The organism is Streptomyces sp. NBC_00483, from assembly GCF_036013745.1.
In the GTDB taxonomy this organism is placed as follows: Bacteria; Actinomycetota; Actinomycetes; order Streptomycetales; family Streptomycetaceae; genus Streptomyces.
This window is the reverse complement of sequence record NZ_CP107880.1, coordinates 599376-621329: the sequence shown is the minus strand read 5'-3', so window position 1 is coordinate 621329 and position 21954 is coordinate 599376. Positions and strand designations below refer to the sequence as shown.

The 21954-nt window shown below is 68.4% G+C and carries 2 protein-coding genes (both running past the window's edge); both read left to right on the top strand.

The annotated features are described in order from the left end of the window. Positions 1-7662, top strand: the end of a protein-coding gene (locus OHA73_RS02715; RefSeq protein ID WP_327654021.1) for a non-ribosomal peptide synthase/polyketide synthase. The gene continues 33912 nt to the left of window position 1, outside the view; 7662 of the gene's 41574 nt are visible here — the last part of the coding sequence; its start codon lies beyond the left edge, outside the window; its stop codon occupies positions 7660-7662. Continuing rightward, positions 7662-21954, top strand: partial view of a non-ribosomal peptide synthase/polyketide synthase gene (locus OHA73_RS02710; protein ID WP_327658388.1) — the 5' portion only. 24773 nt of this gene lie beyond the right edge of the window; the window shows 14293 of its 39066 coding nt (coding positions 1-14293); it begins with the start codon at positions 7662-7664; the stop codon falls past the right edge of the window. The genes OHA73_RS02715 and OHA73_RS02710 overlap by 1 nt, the downstream gene beginning before the upstream one ends.

Here is a 21954-nt window from a genome sequence, read left to right as displayed (position 1 = left end):
TATGTGGTGTCGGTGTCGGGGCGGTTGGGTTGGGATGTGCCGGGGGCGCGGTATGCGTTGTTGCAGGCGCAGGTGACGGACCTGGGGAACACGGTGGTGTTCGCGAGTCTGGTCACGGGTGGACAACTGCACGTACTGGATGCGGAGTTGGTGACGGATCCGGTCGCCGTGTCCGGGTATCTGCGTGAGCAGCGGATTGATGCGATGAAGGTGGTGCCTTCGCATCTGGCGGCGTTGACGGCCGCTGCGGGTGTGGAGTCGTTGCTGCCGGCCGGGTCCGTGGTGCTCGGTGGCGAGGCGGCGCCGGTCGAGTGGACGACGGAGCTGGTGCGGGCCGCTGCCGCTGGTGGTCGGCAGGTGTTCAACCACTACGGGCCGACGGAGACCACGGTCGGGGTGGCGACCGGTGAGCTGTCGCCGCAGGTGGTGGCTGGTGGAGTGGTGCCGATCGGTACGCCGATCGCCAACACCCGGCTGTTCGTGCTCGATGGGACGCTGCGGCCGGTGCCGGTCGGAGTGGCGGGCGAGCTGTATGTGGCCGGTGCCGGGCTTGCGCGCGGGTACGTGGGCCGTGCGGGTCTGACCGGTGAGCGGTTCGTGGCCTGCCCGTTCGGATCTGCCGGGGAGCGGATGTACCGGACCGGGGACCTGGCCAAGTGGACGGTGGACGGGCAGTTGGTGTTCGCCGGCCGGGCGGACGATCAGGTGAAGGTGCGTGGTTTCCGGATCGAGCCCGGTGAGATCGAGGCCGTCCTGTCGGCGCATCCGGAGGTGTCCCGGGTCGCGGTGGTCGCCCGTGAGGACACCCCGGGGGACAAGAGCCTGGTCGCCTACGTGGTACCCGTGGACACCGATGGCGGCTTAGTAACCGGTCGCCTGCGCGGTTTCGTGGCGGGTCGGCTGCCCGAGCACATGGTCCCGGCCGCGTTCGTCACGCTGGACGCGCTGCCGCTGACCGTCAACGGCAAGCTGGACCGCAAGGCCCTGCCCGCCCCCGACTACACCGCCGGGGCCGGAAGGGCGCCGGCGACCGTGCAGGAAGAGCTCCTGTGCACCGCCTTCGCGCAGGTCCTGGGCCTGGAGTCGGTCGGGGTGGACGACGGCTTCTTCGAGCTCGGTGGCCATTCGCTGCTCGCGGTACGGCTGATCTCGCGGATCCGTGTCGTACTCGGTGTGGAGCTGCCGCTGCGCGCGCTGTTCGAGGCGCCGACCGTGGCCGGGTTGGCCGCGCGTATTGCGGGCCTGGGGACGGAGCCGACACGGCAGCCTTTGCGGGCGGCGGGGACGCGTCCTGAGCGGGTGCCGTTGTCGTTCGCGCAGCGGCGGTTGTGGTTCCTGGCCCAGTTGGAGGGCCCGAGCGCGACGTACAACTTGCCGACGACGATACGGCTGGGTGGCGACGTGGATGCCTCAGCGCTGGGTGTGGCACTACGTGATGTGATCGCTCGGCATGAGTCGCTGCGCACGGTGTTCCCGGCGGTGGACGGCGAGCCGTATCAGCGGATCCTCGACCCGCAGAACCTGGACTGGAACCTCGATGTGTCGCAGGTGGCGCCCGGGGACCTGGGCGAGGCGGTGGCACAGGCCTCGGGGTACGCGTTCGACCTGGCTGCGGAGTTGCCCATCCGGGCATGGCTGTTCGAGGCCGGGTCGGATGAGCGGGTGCTGGTCGTGGTGGCGCATCACATCGCGAGCGACGGGTGGTCCCGCGGCCCGTTGGCGCGGGATCTGTCGGTGGCGTACGAGGCGCGGCTGCGGGGCGAGGTTCCGGTGTGGGAGCCGTTGCCGGTGCAGTACGCGGATTATGCCTTGTGGCAGCGGGAGTTGCTGGGGGAGGAGTCGGATCCGGGCAGCCTGTTGTCGGAGCAAGTGGAGTACTGGCGGCGGGAGTTGTCCGGGGCACCGGAAGAGATCGCGTTGCCCGCAGATCGGGTGCGTCCTGCGGTGGCGAGTCATGTGGGGCGTCGGGTGCCGTTGCGCGTCTCGGGCGAGGTGCATCAGCGGGTGGTGGAGCTGGCGCGTGCCGAGGGTGTGACGGTGTTCATGGTGCTGCAGGCGGTCTTGGCGGTGACGCTGTCACGGCTCGGTGCGGGAACGGATGTCCCGGTCGGGTCGCCGATTGCGGGGCGTACGGACGAGGCGTTGGACGATCTCGTCGGGTTCTTTGTGAATACGTTGGTGGTGCGGACGGATCTGTCGGGTGATCCGGAGTTCCGGCAGGTGTTGGGCCGGGTGCGTGAGGCGAGCTTGGGGGCGTTGGCGCATCAGGATGTGCCGTTCGAGCGGTTGGTGGAGGAGCTGGCGCCGGAGCGCTCGCTGTCCCGGCATCCACTGTTCCAGGTGATGCTCACCGTGCAGAACACAGAGCGCGATGCGGTGCAGCTCGCCGACGTGGACTCGGGTGCCGTCAGGCCGGAGGGGCCGGGGACTGCGTCGGTGGCTCGGTTCGACCTTGATGTGATGCTGGAGGAGGCCTTCGATGATCGGGGACGTCCGGCCGGGTTGCGTGGGTCGTTGATCGCGTCGGCGGATCTGTTCGATGTGGGCTCGGCCGCAGTGATGGTTGAGCGGTATGTGCGGGTGCTGGAATCGGTTACGGCGACGCCTGACACGCGTCTGCATGCGGTGGACGTGGTGGGTGCCGATGAGCGTGACGTGGTGTTGCGGCAGTGGAATGACACGGTGGTTGCTGTTGATTCGGTGACGTTGCCGGAGTTGTTTGAGGCGCAGGTGGCGCGGGCTCCGGGTGCGGTGGCGGTGGTGTTTGAGGGTGTGGAGTTGTCGTATGGCGAGTTGGATGTGCGGGCGAATCGGTTGGCGCGTCATCTGGTTGCGCGGGGTGTGGGTGTGGGGTCGAGGGTGGGGGTGGTGTTGGAGCGTGGGGTGGAGTTGGTGGTTGCGTTGTTGGGGGTGTTGAAGGCTGGGGCGGCGTATGTGCCGGTGGATCCGGGGTATCCGGCGGAGCGGGTGGCGTTGCTATTGGAGGATGCGGCGCCGGTGGTGGTGCTGGATGACGCGGGGGTGGTGGCCCGGTTGTCGGCTGCTGACGGGCAGGGTGACACGTTTGATGCTGTTTCGCTGGATGCAGGGGAGGCGGCGTATGTGATTTATACGTCGGGTTCGACGGGGCGTCCGAAGGGTGTGGTGGTGTCGCATCGGAGCATTGTGAACCGGCTGGTGTGGATGGGGGATCGCTACCGTATCGGTGCGGGTGACCGGGTGTTGCAGAAGACGCCGGTTGTTTTTGATGTGTCGGTGTGGGAGTTGCTTGGCACGTTGGTGTGGGGTGCGACGTTGGTGGTGGCGCGTCCTGGGGGGCATCGGGATCCGGGGTATGTGGCGCAGCTGGTGCGTGAGCAGGGTGTGAGTGTGCTGCATTTTGTGCCGTCGATGCTGGATGCGTTTTTGGTGTCGGGTCCGGGTGGGCTGTCGGGTGTGCGGCTGGTGGTGTGCAGTGGTGAGGCGTTGTCGTTGCAGACGCAGGTGCGGTTCTTCGAGGCGTTCGATGGTGCGGAGTTGCACAACCTGTACGGGCCGACGGAGGCGGCGGTCGATGTCACGGCGTGGGCGTGTGTTCCGGGTCAGGTGGAGGGTCCGGTGCCGATCGGGTCGCCGGTGGCGAATACCCGGGTGTTTGTGCTGGATGAGTTCTTGGTGCCGGTGGCGCCGGGTGTGGCAGGGGAGTTGTATCTGGCGGGGGTGCAGTTGGCGCGCGGGTATGTGGGTCGTCCGTCGTTGACGGGTGAGCGGTTCGTGGCGTGCCCGTTCGGGGTGGGTGGTGAGCGGATGTATCGCACGGGGGATGTGGTGCGGTGGACGGTGGACGGGCAGTTGGTGTTCCTCGGCCGGGCGGACGATCAGGTGAAGGTCCGCGGTTTCCGGATCGAGCCGGGTGAGATCGAGGCTGTGCTCGTAGCCCACGCCGAGGTGGCCCAGGTCGCGGTCGTGGCGCGGGAGGACGCTCCGGGCGACAGGCGGCTGGTCGCCTATGTGGTTTCCGATGGTCAGGAGGCTGACGGGCTGCGGGAGTTCGCCGCGTCGCGGTTGCCGGAGTACATGGTCCCGGCCGCGTTCGTGACGCTCGATGAGTTGCCGTTGACGGTGAACGGAAAGCTGGACCGCAAAGCACTGCCGGCGCCGGAGTACGAGATGGGTGGGGGCAGCCGGGGCCCGGCTACGGTGCAGGAAGAGATCCTGTGCGGGGTGTTCGCCGACGTCCTCGGGCTCGGCACAGTCGGCGTGGACGACGATTTCTTCAGGCTCGGCGGACATTCACTGCTGGCGGTGCGGTTGGTGTCGCGGATCCGTGCGGTGCTCGGGGTCGAGCTGGCACTGCGGGTGCTGTTCGAGGCACCGACGGTGGCCGGTCTCGCGGCGCGCCTGACCGAGGCGGGGCAGGCGCGGATACCTTTGCGGGCTGCGGAGAGCAGGCCGGAGCGGGTGCCGCTCTCGTTCGCGCAGCGGCGGCTGTGGTTCCTGGACCAGTTGGAAGGCCCGAGCCCGACCTACAACATCCCGGTGTCGATCAGGCTGAGTGGTGAGGCGGACGTCGCCGCGCTGGACGCCGCACTGCGCGATGTGATCGCTCGGCATGAGTCGCTGCGCACGCTCTTCCCGGCGGTGGACGACGAGCCGTACCAGCGGATCCTCGACCCGCAGAACCTGGACTGGAACCTTCAGGTATCACCGGTGGCGCCCGAGGACCTGGGCGAGGCGGTGGCGCAGGCCTCGCAGCACACATTCGACCTGGCTGCCGAATTGCCCATCCGGGCATGGCTGTTCGAGGCCGGACCGGATGACCGCATCCTCGTGGTCGTGGTGCATCATATCGCCGGCGACGGCTGGTCGATGGCGCCGCTGGCCCGCGATGTGTCGACGGCGTACGCGGAACGGCTCCGCGGCGAGGCCCCGGACTGGCAGCCCCTGCCGGTGCAGTACGCCGACTACACCCTCTGGCAACGCGACGTACTGGGCGGGGAGTCCGACCCCGACAGTCCGCTGTCCGAGCAGATCGGCTACTGGCGGCGGACGCTGGCCGGGGCACCGGAAGAGATCGCGTTGCCGGTCGACCGTGCTCGCCCGGCCGTGGCCGGGCGCCGGGCGCACCGGGCTCCCGTGGAGGTGCCGGCCGACGTCCATCGAAGGCTGCTCGACCTCGCTCGCGCCGAGGGCGCGACGACGTTCATGGTGGTGCAGGCCGCCCTTGCCGTGACCCTGTCGCGGCTGGGAGCCGGGACGGACATACCGATCGGGTCCCCGATCGCGGGCCGCACCGATGAGGCGTTGGACGACCTGGTCGGATTCTTCCTCAACACCCTGGTGATCAGGACCGACCTGTCCGGCGATCCGGGATTCCGGGAACTGGTGGGCCGAGTACGGGAAACGAGCCTCGAGGCACTCGCTCACCAGGACGTCCCCTTCGAGCGGCTCGTGGAGGAACTCGCGCCCTCGCGGGTACTGGGACGGCACCCGCTGTTCCAGGTGATGCTGACACTGCACAACAACGAACGCGCCTCTCTCGACCTGCCCGGTCTGCACACCGGCCGCGGAGGGGCCGTGCTCGACGAGTCCGCCGCGGCACCAGGTCGATACGACTTCTTCGTGTCGCTGACGGAGGTGCTGGACGAGAACGGCCGACCCGCCGGGCTGCGCGGTGGACTGACCCTCACCGCCGACCTGTTCGACACACCGGCCGCGAGCCGGATGGCCGAGCGGTTCCTCCGGGTACTGGAGACCGTCACCACGGCACCGGGCCTGCCGCTGCACGCGGTGGACATCCTGGACGGGCACGAACGGGACCTGCTGGTGAACCGTTGGAGCGGCACCACGAAGGCCCCCCCGGAGTCGATGGTCGTCGAACAGTTCCAGCAGCGGGTGGTGGCGGATCCCGAGGCGACAGCGGTGGTGGCCGACGGCGCCCCGGTGCCGTACGGCAGGCTGGACGCGGAGGCGAACCGGCTCGCCCACCATCTGCGTGGCCTGGGTGCGGGCCCTGAGAGTGTGGTCGGGCTGTGCCTGCCCCGCGGTCTCCAGACGATCACCGCGATCCTGGCGGTCTGGAAGGCCGGCGCGGCCTACCTGCCGATCGACCCCAAGCTGCCCGCCGAGCGGATCGCCTTCATGCTCGCCGACAGCGGAGCACACCTGGTACTCACCGCTGCCACGGAAACCGGGGAATCGCTCGAGGCGCCGTCCGGTGTCACGACCGTCTCGCTGGACGAGCCGGGGCTGACGGCCGCCGCATGTCCCGAGGACGCGCCGCCGGTGACGTCCGCCCCCGAACAACTGGCATACGTGATCTACACCTCGGGATCGACGGGCACAGCCAAGGGCGTGGCGGTCACCCAGGGCGGGCTGGCCGGCTATGTGGCGTCGGCGTCGGCCCGTCTCGGATGGTCCGGTCCGGGAGCGCGGTACGCGCTGCTGCAGCCACAGGTGACGGACTTGGGGAACACGGTCGTCTTCATCAGCCTGGTCACCGGTGGTCAGCTGCATGTGCTGGACGATGCCGCGGTGATGGACGCCGATGCGGTCGCGGGGTACCTGGACGAGCAGCGCATCGACTTCGTCAAGGCGGTGCCCTCACACCTGGCCGCATTGGCCGCCGCGGCCGGTGCGCGGGAGCTGCTGCCGGCCCGGTCGTTGGTGCTCGGTGGGGAGGCATCCACCGCCGCATGGGTCAGCGAGCTGGTGCGGGAGGCCGGGGACCGGCAGATCCACAACCACTACGGGCCGACGGAGACCACGGTCGGCATCGCCACCGCCCGGCTGACCACCGAGACACTCGCCGGCGGTGTGGTGCCGATCGGCACACCGCTCGAAGGCACCCGGGTGTTCGTCCTGGACGACCAACTGGCGCCGGTGCCGGTCGGAGTGGTCGGTGAGCTGTACGCCGCCGGCGCCCAGCTGGCCCGCGGCTACGTCGGCAGGCCCGGCCTGACCGGTGAGCGGTTCGTGGCCTGCCCGTTCGGATCCGGGGGCGAGCGGATGTACCGGACCGGGGACCTGGTGAAGTGGACGTCCGACGGCCGACTGGTTTTCGTCGGGCGCGCCGACGACCAGGTCAAGATCCGGGGATTCCGCATCGAGCCCGCCGAGATCGAAACGGCGCTGCGCAGTCACCCCGGTGTCTCCCGGGCCGCTGTGATGGCACGCGAGGATGTTCCGGGCGATCCCCGGCTGGTCGCCTACATCGTTGCCGCTCACGACGGCGACGACGACGAGGAAGGCGGCGTCGGCATCCGTCGGCACCTCGCACGGCTGCTGCCGGAGTACATGGTGCCCGCTGCGGTCGTGGAGCTGACGGAACTGCCGCTGACCAGCAGCGGGAAGCTCGACCGAACAGCCTTGCCGACGCCGGAGCACACGGCGGCCCGGGCAACTGAACGAGAGCCTGCGAACGAGAAGGAAGCGGTCCTCTGCGAGGTGTTCGCAGAGGTACTCGAACGGGCCTCGGTCCGGGTGGACGACAGCTTCTTCGAACTGGGCGGGCACTCGCTGCTCGCGATCAGTCTGCTGTCCCGCATCCGCGCCAGGCTCGGCATGGAAGTCAAGATCAGGACCCTATTCGAAGCACCGACTCCGGCGGCGCTCGCAGCGAAGCTGGGCAGCGAGAAGACGACTCGACCGGCACTTCGTCCAATGCGTGAGGAGAATCAGTGATGATTCCGCTGTCGTTCGCACAGCGCCGGCTGTGGTTCCTGAGCCAGCTCGAGGGCCCCAGCCCGACCTACAACGTGCCGCTGGCCGTCTCGCTCAGCGGAGACCTGGACGTCGATGCGCTGGACGCGGCCCTGCGCGACGTGATCATCCGCCACGAGTCGTTGCGTACGCTCTGCAAGGTCTCCGACGGCGAGCCGTATCAGCACATCCTTGCTCCGGAGGACCTCGACTGGGCACTGCAGGTGCGGCACGTCGCCACCGAAGAACTGACGGCGGCGATGGATGAGGTCGCCTGGGGCACCTTTGACCTGGCCACCGACATGCCGATCCGTGCCTGGCTCTTCCGCACGGACACGCAGCAGTCCCTTCTGGTTGTCCTGGTCCACCACATCGCCGGCGACGGCTGGTCGATGGCACCGCTGGCCCGCGATGTGTCGACGGCGTACGCGGCGCGGCAGCGCGGGCAGGCCCCCGACTGGGAGCCGTTGTCGGTGCAGTACGCCGACTACACCTTGTGGCAGCGCGAGTTGCTGGGCGACGCAGCGGACCCGGAAAGCCTGTTGTCGCAGCAGGTGGCGTACTGGCGGCGGACGCTGGCCGGGGCACCGGAAGAACTGTCGTTGCCGGTGGACCGGCCGCGCCCGGCGGTGGCCGGACACCGCGGGCACCGGGTGCCGCTCCGTGTTCCGGCCGACGTCCACCGGCAGTTGTCGGAACTGGCCCGGACCGAGAACGCCACGCTGTACATGGTGCTCCAGGCCGCGCTGGCGGTGACGCTGTCCCGGCTCGGCGCCGGCACCGACATTCCCATCGGGTCCCCGATCGCGGGCCGCAACGACGAGGCGCTCGAGAGCCTGGTCGGGTTCTTCGTCAACACGCTCGTGATCCGTACCGACCTGTCGGGCGACCCGGACTTCCGGCAGGTGCTGAGGCGCGTCCGCGAAGCGAGCCTGGACGCGCTGGCACATCAGGATGTGCCGTTCGAACGGCTGGTGGAGGAAACCGCCCCCGAACGGTCGCAGAGCCGCAATCCGCTGTTCCAGGTCATGTTCACCATGCAGAACACCCGTCGTTCCGCGCTGGACCTGACCGACGTGCAGACCAGCAGGGGCGGGCCGCCCGTGACCACGCAGCCCTCCAACGAGACGGTCACCGTTCCGGTCAGGTTCGATCTACATCTGGCTGTGGGGGAGCAGTTCGACGCGGAGGGACGGCCCGCGGGCGTTCGCGGGTCGGTCATGGCTTCCACGGATCTCTTCGACGCCGCTTCGGCGGAGGCGATCGCCGGCCGTTTGATGAGGGTGCTCGAGGCAGTCGCGGCTGCCCCGGACGTCGCGGTGCACACGGTCGAGGTGCTCGATGCCGAGGAACGGGACCGGCTGTTGGTGCAGTGGAATGACACTGCGGTGGAGCCGGTGGGTGTCTCCGTGGTGGAGGCGTTCGAGGAGCGGGCGCGGGCGGTTCCGGGTGCTGTGGCAGTGGTGTCCGGCGATGTCCGCCTGACCTTCGGTGAGCTCGATGCGCGGGCGGGTCGTCTGGCGTGCCATCTGCGTGATCTGGGTGTGGGTCGCGAGTCGGTGGTGGGGTTGTGCCTGCCGCGTGGCGTGGAGATGGTGACGGCGATCCTGGCGGTGTGGAAGGCGGGGGCGGCGTATCTGCCGGTTGATGGGGAACTGCCGGCGGAGCGGGTGGCGTTCATGCTGGCCGACAGCGGTGTGCGGCTGGTGCTGGGCACCCAGGACGCGCTCGGTGGTCTGTCGGTCGGAGAGGCGCGGACACTCGTCCTCGACGACCCGACGACTGCTTTACGGCTCGACGGTTATGGGGATGCGTCGCCGGATGTGGTGTTGCCCGTCGTGGATGCGGCTGGGTTGGCGTATGTGATGTATACGTCGGGGTCGTCGGGGGTGCCGAAGGGTGTGGCGGTGACGCATGGGTCGCTGGCCAATTATGTGGTGTCGGTGTCGGGGCGGTTGGGTTGGGATGTGCCGGGGGCGCGGTATGCGTTGTTGCAGGCGCAGGTGACGGACCTGGGGAACACGGTGGTGTTCGCGAGTCTGGTCACGGGTGGACAACTGCACGTACTGGATGCGGAGTTGGTGACGGATCCGGTTGCCGTGTCCGGGTATCTGCGTGAGCAGCGGATCGATGCGATGAAGGTGGTGCCGTCGCATTTGGCGGCGTTGACGGCTGCGGTGGGTGTGGAGTCGTTGCTGCCGGCGGGGTCGGTGGTGCTGGGTGGTGAGGTGGCGCAGGCCGGCTGGGTCAGGGAATTGGTCCAGGTGGCGGCTGCTGGTGGTCGGCGGGTGTTCAACCACTACGGGCCGACGGAGACCACGGTCGGCGTGGCGACCGCTGAGCTGACCGCTGAGGTGGTGGGTGGCGGGGTGGTCCCGGTCGGTAGGCCGATCGCCAACACCCGTTTGTTCGTACTCGATGAGGCGCTGCGGCCGGTGCCGGTGGGTGTGGCGGGCGAGTTGTATGTGGCGGGGGCTGGGCTGGCGCGCGGGTATGTGGGTCGGCCCGGTCTGACGGGTGAGCGGTTCGTGGCGTGCCCCTTCGGTGCCGGTGAGCGGATGTATCGGACCGGGGACCTGGCCAAGTGGACGGTGGACGGTCAACTCGTCTTCGGCGGGCGGGCCGATGAGCAGGTGAAGATCCGCGGCTTCCGCATCGAGCCCGGCGAGATCGAGGCTGCCCTGTCGGCGCATCCGGAGGTGTCTCAGGCCGCGGTGATCGCGCGGGAGGACACCCCGGGTGACAAGCGCCTGGTTGCCTACGTGGTACCCGCGGACGCCGATGGCGGCCTGGTCACCGGTGAACTGCGGGACTTTGTGGCGGGTCGGTTGCCCGATCACATGGTTCCGGGCGCGTTCGTCGCGCTGGGCGCGCTGCCGTTGACCGTCAACGGCAAGCTGGACCGCAAGGCCCTGCCTACCCCCGACGACGCCACGGAAGGTGCCCGCCGCCGGGAGCCGGTGGACGCGACCGAGGCCGCGCTCTGCGAGATCTTCGCTCAGGTCCTCGGCCTGGACACGGTCGGAGTGGACGACAGCTTCTTCGAGCTGGGCGGACATTCGCTGCTCGCGATCCGGCTGCTCTCGCGGATCCGGTCCAGGCTGGGCACGGAAATCAAGATCAGGGCGTTGTTCGAGACACCGACGCCGGCCGGGTTGGCCAGGGCCAGTGGTGTCGGTTCGGTGGACGTGCCGGACAACCTGATTCCGGTGGGTGCGGAGCGGATCACGCCGGAGATGTTGCCGCTGGTGGAGCTGTCCCAGGCGGAGATCGACCGGGTGGTCGCCGCGGTCGACGGCGGAGCGGCGAACGTTGCGGACGTCTATCCGTTGGCGCCGTTGCAGGAGGGGATGTTCTTCCATCACCTGATGGCGGGTGAGGGTGGGGATGTCTATCTGACGGCGCGGGTGGTGGAGTTCGACTCCCGGGCCCGGTTGGAGACGTTCACCGGGGCGTTGCAGCAGGTGATGGACCGGCATGACATCTATCGCACGGGTGTGGTGTGGGAGGGTCTGCGTGAGCCGGTTCAGGTGGTGTGGCGGCAGGCACAACTGCCGTTCGTAGAACACGACTTTGAGGCTGACGCGGACGAGCCTGCGCGGCGGGTGGAGCGCTTGATCTCCCTCGCGGGGCCGGTGATGGACCTGGGCCGTGCGCCGCTACTGGATGTGCATGCGGCCGAGCTGCCCGAAGGTCGATGGCTGGCCGTGGTGCGTATGCATCACATGCTGCATGACCACATGGGTATGGACGTGCTGCTGGACGAGCTCAGGTCGGTACTCACGGGCCACGCGGACGAGTTGGCGCCGGCGATGCCGTTCCGGAACTTCGTGGCGCAGACGCGTGCAGTGCCCCGGGCCGAGCATGAGCGGTACTTCGCCGAGCTGCTCGGTGATGTGACCGAGCCGACCGCCCCGTACGGGCTGCTCGACATACGTGGTGGCGACGGTGGAGTGGCCTCGGTAGCCATGCCCGTCGCCGCTGAGGTCACCGACGGGTTGCGGCGGGTGGCGCGGGAGTTGGGGGTCAGCACGGCGACGGTGCTGCATGTGGTGTGGGCGCGTGTGCTGGCGGTGCTGTCCGGGCGCGACGACGTCGTCTTCGGGACCGTGCTGTTCGGCCGGATGAACGCCGGTGAGGGAGCAGAGCGGGTGCTGGGCCCGTTCCTCAACACCCTGCCCGTGCGGGTGCGTACCGGCCAGGTGGGCGTACGCGCCGCTGTCGAGGCCATGCGGGATCAGCTGGCGGGACTGCTGGAGCACGAGCACGCTCCGCTGTCGGTGGCGCAGCAGGTCAGTGGGATCACTGACAACACGCCGCTGTTCACCTCGCTGTTCAACTACCGGCACGTGACTGTCGTTGCCGAAAGCCCGGTCGATGAGGAGCGGAACGGGCAGCGGTCGATCGAGGGCATCCAGCGCGTCATGGTCCAGGACCGGACCAACTACCCGGTGACCGTGTCGGTCAACGACTGGGGGGCGGGCGGGCTCAGCCTGAGCGTGCAGACCGTGGATGCGCTCGACCCGGAAGCGATCGTCCAGTTGCTGCGTACCGCTCTGGAGCGCGTGGTCGACACGCTTGACGGGGGTACGGATGTGGGTCTTGGTGTTGTGGATGTGGTGGGGGTTGATGAGTGGGTTCGGGTGTTGGGGTGGAACGAACCGGCGGCTGGTGTTGTGGGTGGTTCGTTGGTGGGGTTGTTCGAGGAGCGGGTGGTGGCTGCTCCGGGTGCGGTGGCGGTGGTGGGGGATGGTGTTGCGTTGACGTTTGCCGAGTTGGATGTGCGGGCGAATCGTTTGGCGCGGTATTTGCGGGGTCGTGGTGTGGGTGTGGGGTCGTTGGTGGGTGTGGTGTTGGAGCGTGGTGTGGATGTGGTGGTGGCGTTGTTGGGGGTGTTGAAGGCGGGGGCTGGTTATGTGCCGGTGGATCCGCGGTATCCGGTGGAGCGGGTGGGGTTTGTTCTGCGGGATGCGGGTGTGGTGGGTGTGGTGACGTCTGTTGCGTGTGGTGCGGTGGTTGAGGGGTGTGTGCCGGAGGGTGCGGTGTTGGTGGTGGTGGATGAGCCGTCGGTGGCAGCGGAGCTGGCGGGGCTGGACGCTTCGGCGGTGGGGTGTGTGGTGTCGCCGGATGAGGCGGCGTATGTGATCTATACGTCGGGGTCGACGGGCCGTCCGAAGGGTGTGGTGGTCAGTCACGGGAATGTGGTGGCGTTGCTGGGGTCGGCGGGTGGGCTGTTGGGTCTGGGGCCGGGGGATGTGTGGAGTTGCTTCCACTCGGTGGCGTTCGATTTTTCGGTGTGGGAGTTGTGGGGTGCGTTGGTGCATGGGGCGCGTGTGGTGGTGGTGGGCTTTGAGGTGTCTCGTTCGCCGGGGCGGTTTGCGGAGTTGTTGGTGCGGGAGGGGGTGACGGTGCTGAGTCAGACGCCGTCGGCGATGTATCAGCTGTTGGCGGTGGATGAGTTTGTGGTGGGGGCGTTGCGGTTGGTGGTGTTTGGTGGTGAGGCGTTGGATGTGGGCCGGTTGGCGGGGTGGTGGGGGCGTGAGGGTGCTGGTGGGGTGGTGTTGGTGAATATGTATGGGATTACGGAGACGACGGTGCATGTGACGCATCGTCGGGTGGGTGTGGGGGATGGGGTGTTGGGCAGTGTGGTGGGTCAGGGGTTGCCGGGGGTGTCGGTGTTCGTGCTGGATGCTGCGTTGCGTCCGGTGCCGGTGGGGGTTGCGGGGGAGATGTATGTCGCGGGTACGGGGGTGGCGCGCGGGTATGTCGGACGTCCCGGTCTGACCGCGGAGCGGTTTGTGGCGTGCCCGTTCGGTTCTGCCGGTGAGCGGATGTACCGGACCGGGGATCTGGCCAAGTGGTCGGAGGACGGGCAGTTGGTGTTCGTCGGGCGGTCCGACGAGCAGGTGAAGGTGCGTGGGTTCCGGATCGAGCCGGGCGAGATCGAGGCCGTCCTGCTGACGCATCCGGAGGTGGCTCAGGTCGCGGTGTTGGCGCGGGAGGATGTGCCGGGGGATCTGCGGCTGGTTGCCTATGTGGTCCCCGTCGGCCAGGAGGCTGGTGGTCTGCGGGAGTTCGCGGCGTCGCGGTTGCCGGAGCACATGGTGCCGGCCGCGTTCGTCATGTTGGAGGGGTTGCCGTTGACGGTGAACGGGAAGCTGGACCGCAACGCACTGCCGGCGCCGGAGTATGTCGCGGGTAGTGGCCGTGCCCCGGCCACCGTGCAGGAGGAGATCCTGTGCGGGGTGTTCGCCGACGTCCTCGGGCTCGACACAGTCGGTGTGGACGACGATTTCTTCCGGTTGGGTGGGCATTCGCTGTTGGCGGTGCGGTTGATCTCGCGGATCCGGGTCGTGCTGGGGGCGGAGGTCGAGGTCCGGGCGTTGTTCGAGGCGCCGACGGTGGCCGGACTCGCGGCCCGGCTGACGGAGGGCATGCGGGTGGCTCGGATGCCGTTGCGGGCTGCGGAGTCCCGGCCGGAGCGGGTGCCGTTGTCGTTCGCGCAGCGGCGGTTGTGGTTCCTGGCCCAGTTGGAGGGCCCGAGCCCGACCTACAACATCCCGCTGCAGGTGCGACTGAGCGGCGAGGTGGACACGGCTGCGTTGAACGACGCACTGCGAGACGTGATCGGACGCCACGAGACGCTGCGCACGATGTTCCCGGCCGTGGACGGTGAGCCGTATCAGCGGATTCTGGATGCGCGAGAGCTCGAGTGGCGACTCAAGGTGCGCAGCGTGGAGGCCGATGAGCTGGGCGCTGCTGTGAGCCAGGCGTCACTGTATGCGTTCGATCTGTCGGCCGAGGTGCCGATTCGGGCGTGGCTGTTCGAGGCCGGTTCCGACGAGCAGGTGCTCGTGGTGGTGGTGCATCACATCGCCGGCGACGCGTGGTCGATGGGTGCGCTGCGGCGTGATGTCTCGGAAGCGTATGCGGCGCGGCTGCGTGGTGAGGTTCCGGTGTTCGAGGTGTTGCCGGTGCAGTATGCGGATTATGCGTTGTGGCAGCGGGAGTTGCTGGGTTCGGAGTCGGATCCTGGGAGTGTGCTGTCGCAGCAGGTGGAGTACTGGCGGCAGGTGTTGGCCGGGGCGCCGGAGGAGTTGGCGTTGCCGGTAGATCGGGTGCGTCCTGCGGTGGCCGGTCATGTGGGGTATCGGGTGCCGTTGCGGGTGTCGGCGGAGGTGCATCGGCGGGTGGTGGAGCTGGCGCGTGCCGAGGGCGTGACGGTGTTCATGGTCCTGCAGGCGGTCTTGGCGGTGACGCTGTCGCGGCTCGGTGCGGGGACGGATGTCCCGGTCGGGTCGCCGATTGCGGGGCGTACGGACGAGGCGTTGGACGATCTCGTCGGGTTCTTTGTGAATACGTTGGTGGTTCGGACGGATCTGTCGGGTGATCCGGAGTTCCGGCAGGTGTTGGGGCGGGTGCGGGAGGCGAGTTTGGGGGCGTTGGCGCATCAGGATGTGCCGTTCGAGCGTCTGGTGGAGGAGCTCGCGCCGGAGCGTTCGCTGTCTCGGCATCCGCTGTTCCAGGTGATGCTCACCGTGCAGAACATCGAGCCTGCGGGAGGGGGTTCGCAGAGCCTGGATCGGTCGACCACCAACTCGGCGAAGTTCGATCTCGATGTGTCGTTGTCGGAGGTGCTGGACGAGGAGGGGCGTCCTGGCGGGTTGCGGGGTGCTCTGACTGCGTCGGCGGATCTGTTCGAGGCGGAAACCGCTGAGCGGTTGATGGGCTGGTTCGGCCGGGTGTTGGACTCGGTGACTGCGGCGCCCGAGGTCCGTCTGCATGCGGTGGATGTGTTGGATGGCGACGAGCGTGACCTGCTGCAGCAGTGGAATGACACGGCGTCGGGTGTGGCTGGTTCGTCGGTGGTGGAGCTGTTCGAGGCGCAGGCGGCGGCTGTTCCGGGTGCGGTGGCGGTGGTGTCGGACGGCGTCGAGGTGTCGTATGGCGAGTTGGATGTGTGGGCGAATCGGTTGGCGCATTGGTTGCGTGGCCGTGGTGTGGGTGCGGAGTCGGTGGTGGGTCTTCGTCTCCGACGTGGCGCGGAGATGGTCGCCGCGATTCTTGGTGTGTGGAAGGCGGGGGCCGCGTATATGCCGGTGGACGTTGAACTGCCGGTTGAGCGGGTGGAGTTCGTCCTGGCGGATGCCGGTGTGGGTGTCGTGGTGGACGCGAATGTCCTCGACGAGCTGGCGGAGTACCCAGACACCGCGCCCGTAGTGCGGCTGGTTGGGGCGGGGTTGGCGTATGTGATTTATACGTCGGGTTCGACGGGGCGGCCGAAGGGTGTGGCGGTGTCTCATGGTTCGTTGGTGAATTTGGTGTCGGTGTTTGGGCCGGTGATGGGTGCGGGTCCGGGTGTGGGTGTGTTGCAGTTCGCGTCGTTCAGTTTTGATGCGTCGGTGTTGGATGTGGCGGTGGCGTTGTCGTCGGGTGCGACGTTGTGGGTGGCGTCGGAGGAGCAGCGGGAGGAGCCGCGGCGGCTGGCGGAGTTGACCGGGGTACAGGCGGCGAGCGTGGTGCCGTCCCTGCTGGAGGTGTTGGACCCGGAGGATCTGTCGGGGGTGGAGACCCTGCTGGTGGGTGCCGAGGCGATTGGTGAGTCGGTGGCGCGGGCGTGGTCGGCGGGGCGTCGGCTGGTGAACACGTATGGGCCGACCGAGGCCACGGTGATGGTGGCGGCCGAGGTGGTCGACGGGGATCGTCCGGGTCCGGTGCCGTTCGGCCGGCCGGTCGCCAACACCCGTCTGTATGCGCTGGACGATGCGCTCATGCCGGTGCCGGTGGGTGTGGCCGGCGAGTTGTATGTGGCGGGTGCGCAGTTGGCGCGCGGGTATGTGGGTCGGCCTGGTCTGACGGGTGAGCGGTTCGTGGCGTGCCCCTTCGGGACCGGTGAGCGGATGTACCGGACCGGGGACCTGGCCAAGTGGACGGACGACGGGCAACTTCTGTTCGCCGGGCGGGCGGATGAGCAGGTGAAGGTGCGTGGTTTCCGGATCGAGCCGGGTGAGATCGAGGCTGCCCTGTCGGCGCATCCGGAGGTGGCTCAGGCTGCGGTGATCGCGCGGGAGGATGCGTCGGGCGACAAGCGCCTGGTCGCCTACGTGGTGCCTGCCGACAGCCAGATCGGCCTTGACGTGGGTGTGCTGCGGGATGTGGTGGTGTCGCGGTTGCCGGAGTACATGGTCCCGGCTGCGTTCGTGACGCTGGACGAGCTGCCGCTGACCGTCAACGGCAAGCTGGACCGCAAGGTCCTGCCCGCACCGGAATACACCAGTGGGGCCGGCCGTGCCCCGGCCACCGTGCAGGAGGAGATCCTCTGCACGGCCTTCGCCGACGTCCTCGGGCTCGAGACGGCCGTCGGGGTGGACGACGACTTCTTCCGGTTGGGTGGCCATTCGCTGCTGGCGGTGCGGTTGGTGTCGCGGATTCGTGCGGTGCTCGGGGTCGAGCTGGCGCTGCGGGTGCTGTTCGAGGCGCCGACGGTGGCCGGTCTCGCGGCGCGCCTGACCGAGGCGGGGCAGGCTCGGATCCCGTTGCGGGCTGCGGAGTCCCGACCGGAGCGGCTTCCGCTCTCGTTCGCACAGCGGCGGTTGTGGTTCCTGGCCCAGTTGGAGGGGCCGAGTTCGACGTACAACATCCCGATGCCGGTCAGGGTCAGTGGCGTGGACACCGCGGTGCTGGACGCGGCACTTCGGGATGTGATCGGTCGGCACGAGTCGCTGCGTACGGTGTTCCCCGTTGTCGACGGTGAGCCCTACCAGCACATCCTTGACCCGGCGGAACTCGACTGGTCGTTGCAGGTCACCCGTGTGCGGACCGATGACCTGGATGCTGCTGGGCGGCAGGCCACGCAATATGCGTTCGATCTGTCGGTGGAGCTGCCGATTCGGGCGTGGCTGTTCGAGGCCGGCCCCGATGAGCAGGTGCTCGTGGTTGTGACGCACCACATCGCCAGCGATGGCTGGTCCCGCGGCGCACTGGCACGGGACGTGTCGGTGGCCTATGCGGCGAGGCTGCGTGGTGAGGCTCCGGTGTTCGAGGTGTTGCCGGTGCAGTATGCGGATTATGCGTTGTGGCAGCGGGAGTTGCTGGGTTCGGAGTCGGATCCGGGGAGTGTGCTGTCGCAGCAGGTGGAGTACTGGCGGCAGGTGTTGGCCGGAGCGCCGGAGGAGTTGGCGTTGCCGGTGGATCGGGTGCGTCCTGCGGTGTCCGGTCATGTGGGGTATCGGGTGCCGTTGCGGGTGTCGGCGGAGGTGCATCGGCGGGTGGTGGAGCTGGCGCGTGCCGAGGGCGTGACGGTGTTCATGGTGCTGCAGGCGGTCTTGGCGGTGACGCTGTCACGGCTCGGTGCGGGAACGGATGTCCCGGTCGGGTCGCCGATCGCGGGGCGTACGGACGAGGCGCTGGATGACCTGGTCGGGTTCTTTGTGAATACGTTGGTGGTTCGGGCGGATCTGTCGGGTGATCCGGAGTTCCGGCAGGTGTTGGGCCGGGTGCGGGAGGCGAGCCTTGGGGCGTTGGCGCATCAGGATGTGCCGTTCGAGCGGTTGGTGGAGGAGCTCGCGCCGCAGCGGTCGCTGTCCCGGCATCCGCTGTTCCAGGTGATGCTCACCGTGCAGAACATCGACAGTGCCTCCCTGGAACTGCCCGGGGTCGGCACGGGTGTTGACGAGGTGACGGCGGGCGGTGTGGCCACCGTTTCGGCGAGGTTCGATCTCGATGTGTCGTTGTCGGAGGTGTTGGACGAGGAGGGGCGTCCTGGTGGGTTGCGGGGTGGCCTGACTGCGTCGGCGGATCTGTTCGAGGCGGAGACTGCTGAGCGGTTGATGGGCTGGTTCGGCCGGGTGTTGGACTCGGTGACTGCGGCGCCCGAGGTCCGTCTGCATGCGGTGGATGTGCTGGGCGCCGATGAGCGTGATCGGGTTCTCACCGAGTGGAATGACACCGCGGTCGAGGGGGGCGGGAGGACGATTCCGACCCTGTTCGAGGCGCACGTGGCGCGGGCTCCGGGTGCGGTGGCGGTGGTGTCGGACGGCATTGAGGTGTCGTATGGCGAGTTGGATGTGTGGGCGAATCGGTTGGCGCATTGGTTGCGTGGCCGGGGTGTGGGTGCGGAGTCGGTGGTGGGTCTTCGTCTCCGGCGTGGTGTGGAGATGATTGCCGGGATTGTGGGTGTGTGGAAGGCGGGGGCCGCGTATGTGCCGGTGGACGTTGAACTGCCGGTTGAGCGGGTGGAGTTCATGCTGGCGGATGCCGGTGTGGGTGTGGTGGTGGACGCGGGTGTCTTCGGTGAGCTGGCGGAGTACCCAGACACCGCGCCCGTAGTGCGGCTGGTTGGGGCGGGGTTGGCGTATGTGATTTATACGTCGGGTTCGACGGGGCGGCCGAAGGGTGTGGCGGTGTCTCATGGTTCGTTGGTGAATTTGGTGTCGGTGTTTGGGCCGGTGATGGGTGCGGGTCCGGGTGTGGGTGTGTTGCAGTTCGCGTCGTTCAGTTTTGATGCGTCGGTGTTGGATGTGGCGGTGGCGTTGTCGTCGGGTGCGACGTTGTGGGTGGCGTCGGAGGAGCAGCGGGAGGAGCCGCGGCGGCTGGCGGAGTTGACCGGGGTACAGGCGGCGAGCGTGGTGCCGTCCCTGCTGGAGGTGTTGGACCCGGAGGATCTGTCGGGGGTGGAGACCCTGCTGGTGGGTGCCGAGGCGATTGGTGAGTCGGCGGCGCGGGCGTGGTCTGCGGGGCGTCGGCTCGTGAACACGTACGGGCCGACCGAGGCCACGGTGATGGTGGCGGCCGAAGTGGTCGACGCGGATCGGTCTGGCCCCGTGCCGTTCGGGCGGCCGGTCGCCAACACCCGTCTGTATGCGCTGGACGATGCGCTCATGCCGGTGCCGGTGGGTGTGGCAGGGGAGCTGTATGTGGCGGGTGCGCAGCTTGCGCGCGGGTATGTGGGGCGGCCTGGTCTGACGGGTGAGCGGTTTGTGGCGTGCCCCTTCGGGACCGGTGAGCGGATGTACCGGACCGGGGACCTGGCCAAGTGGACGGACGACGGGCAACTGGTCTTCGTCGGGCGGGCGGATGAGCAGGTCAAGGTGCGCGGGTTCCGGATCGAGCCCGGCGAGATCGAGGCCGTGCTGCTGTCGCAGCCGGACGTCGGGCAGGCCGCGGTGTTGGCGCGGGAGGATGCCTCGGGCGACAGGCGTCTGGTCGCCTACGTGGTGCCTGCCGACAGTGAGATCGGTATCGATGTGGGTGTGCTGCGGGATGTGGTGGTGTCGCGTCTGCCGGAGTACATGGTCCCGGCTGCGTTCGTGACGCTGGACGAGCTGCCGCTGACCGTCAACGGCAAGCTGGACCGCAAGGTCCTGCCCGCACCGGAATACACCAGTGGGGCCGGCCGTGCCCCGGCCACCGTGCAGGAGGAGATCCTCTGCTCGGTGTTCGCCGAGGTGCTCGGTCTTGAGTCGGTCGGCGTCGACGACAACTTCTTCCAACTCGGTGGGCATTCGCTGTTGGCGGTGTCGTTGGTGGAGCGGCTGCGGGCGCGGGGCGTGTCGGTGTCGGTGCGGGCGTTGTTCGAGGCGTCGACGCCGGCCGGGTTGGCCAGGGCCACAGGCATCGGATCAGTGGACGTGCCGGACAACCTGATTCCGGTGGGTGCAGGGCGGATCACGCCGGAGATGTTGCCGCTGGTGGAGCTGTCGCAGGCGGAGATCGACCGGGTGGTCGCGGCGGTCGACGGCGGGGCGGTGAACGTTGCGGATGTGTATCCGTTGGCTCCGTTGCAGGAGGGGATGTTCTTCCATCACCTGATGGCGGACGAAGGTGGTGACGTCTATCTGACGGCGCGGGTGGTGGAGTTCGACTCCCGGGAGCGGCTCGAGACGTTCACCGGGGCGTTGCAGCAGGTGATGGACCGGCATGACATTTACCGCACGGGTGTGGTGTGGGAGGGCCTGCGTGAGCCGGTGCAGGTGGTGTGGCGGCAGGCACAACTGCCGTTCGTCGAGCACGAGATCGACGGCGGGTCCGCGGACCCGGCGGATGTCCTGCTGGCCTTAGCGGGGTCGGTGATGAACCTTGACCGTGCGCCGCTGATGGATGTGCATGCCGCGGAGGTGCCCGGGGGTCGGTGGCTGGCTGTCGTGCGGATGCATCATCTGCTCCAGGACCACCTGGGTATGGACGTGCTGCTGGGCGAGCTCAGGTCGGTACTCACGGGCCAGGCGGACGAGTTGGCGCCGGCGATGCCGTTCCGGAACTTCGTGGCGCAGACGCGGGCGGTGTCCCGGGCCGAGCATGAGCGGTACTTCGCCGAGTTGCTCGGTGATGTGACGGAGCCGACCGCCCCGTACGGGGTGCTCGACGTGCACGGCGACGGGAGCAGGACCTCCGAGGCCGTAGTGTCCATCGCAGCCGAAGTCGCCGACGGATTGCGGCGGGTGGCGCGGGAGTTGGGGGTCAGTACGGCGACGGTGCTGCATGTGACGTGGGCACGCGTGCTGTCGGCCTTGTCGGGCCGGGGTGACGTGGTGTTCGGCACGGTGCTGTTCGGCCGGATGAATGCCGGTGAGGGCGCCGACCGGGTGCTGGGCCCGTTCATCAACACCCTGCCGGTACGGGCGTGGACCGGTCAGGTGGGAGTACGTGCTGCTGTCGAGGCCATGCGGGATCAGCTGGCGGGGCTGCTGGAGCACGAGCACGCTCCGTTGGCGGTGGCGCAGCAGGCGAGTGGTGTCGCGGCCAATACGCCGCTGTTCACCTCGCTGTTCAACTACCGGCACATCACCGGTGCCGGCGAGGGCCCGACCGGCGGGGAACTCGATGAGCGGAGGCCTGTTGAGGGCATCCAGACCGTCTTCGCCGAGGAGCGGAACAACTATCCCGTGACCGTGTCGGTCAACGACCGGGGCGCCGCTGGGATGAGCGTGAGTCTGGCGACTGCCGATGGCATCGATCCTGAGGGCGTCGGTCATTCGGTGAGTATTGCGCTGGCGAACGTGGTCGACGCGTTGGCGACTGTGCTCGACGGCGGCCCGGACACGCGACTGGCCGCGGTGGACATCCTCGACGCGGGAGAGCGGGATCGGCTCCTGTCTGAGTGGAATGACACGGCGTCGGGTGTGGCTGGTTCGTCGGTGGTGGAGCTGTTCGAGGCGCACGTGGCGCGGGCTCCGGGTGCGGTGGCGGTGGTGTCGGACGGCGTTGAGGTGTCGTTTGGCGAGTTGGATGTGTGGGCGAATCGGTTGGCGCATTGGTTGCGTGGCCGGGGTGTGG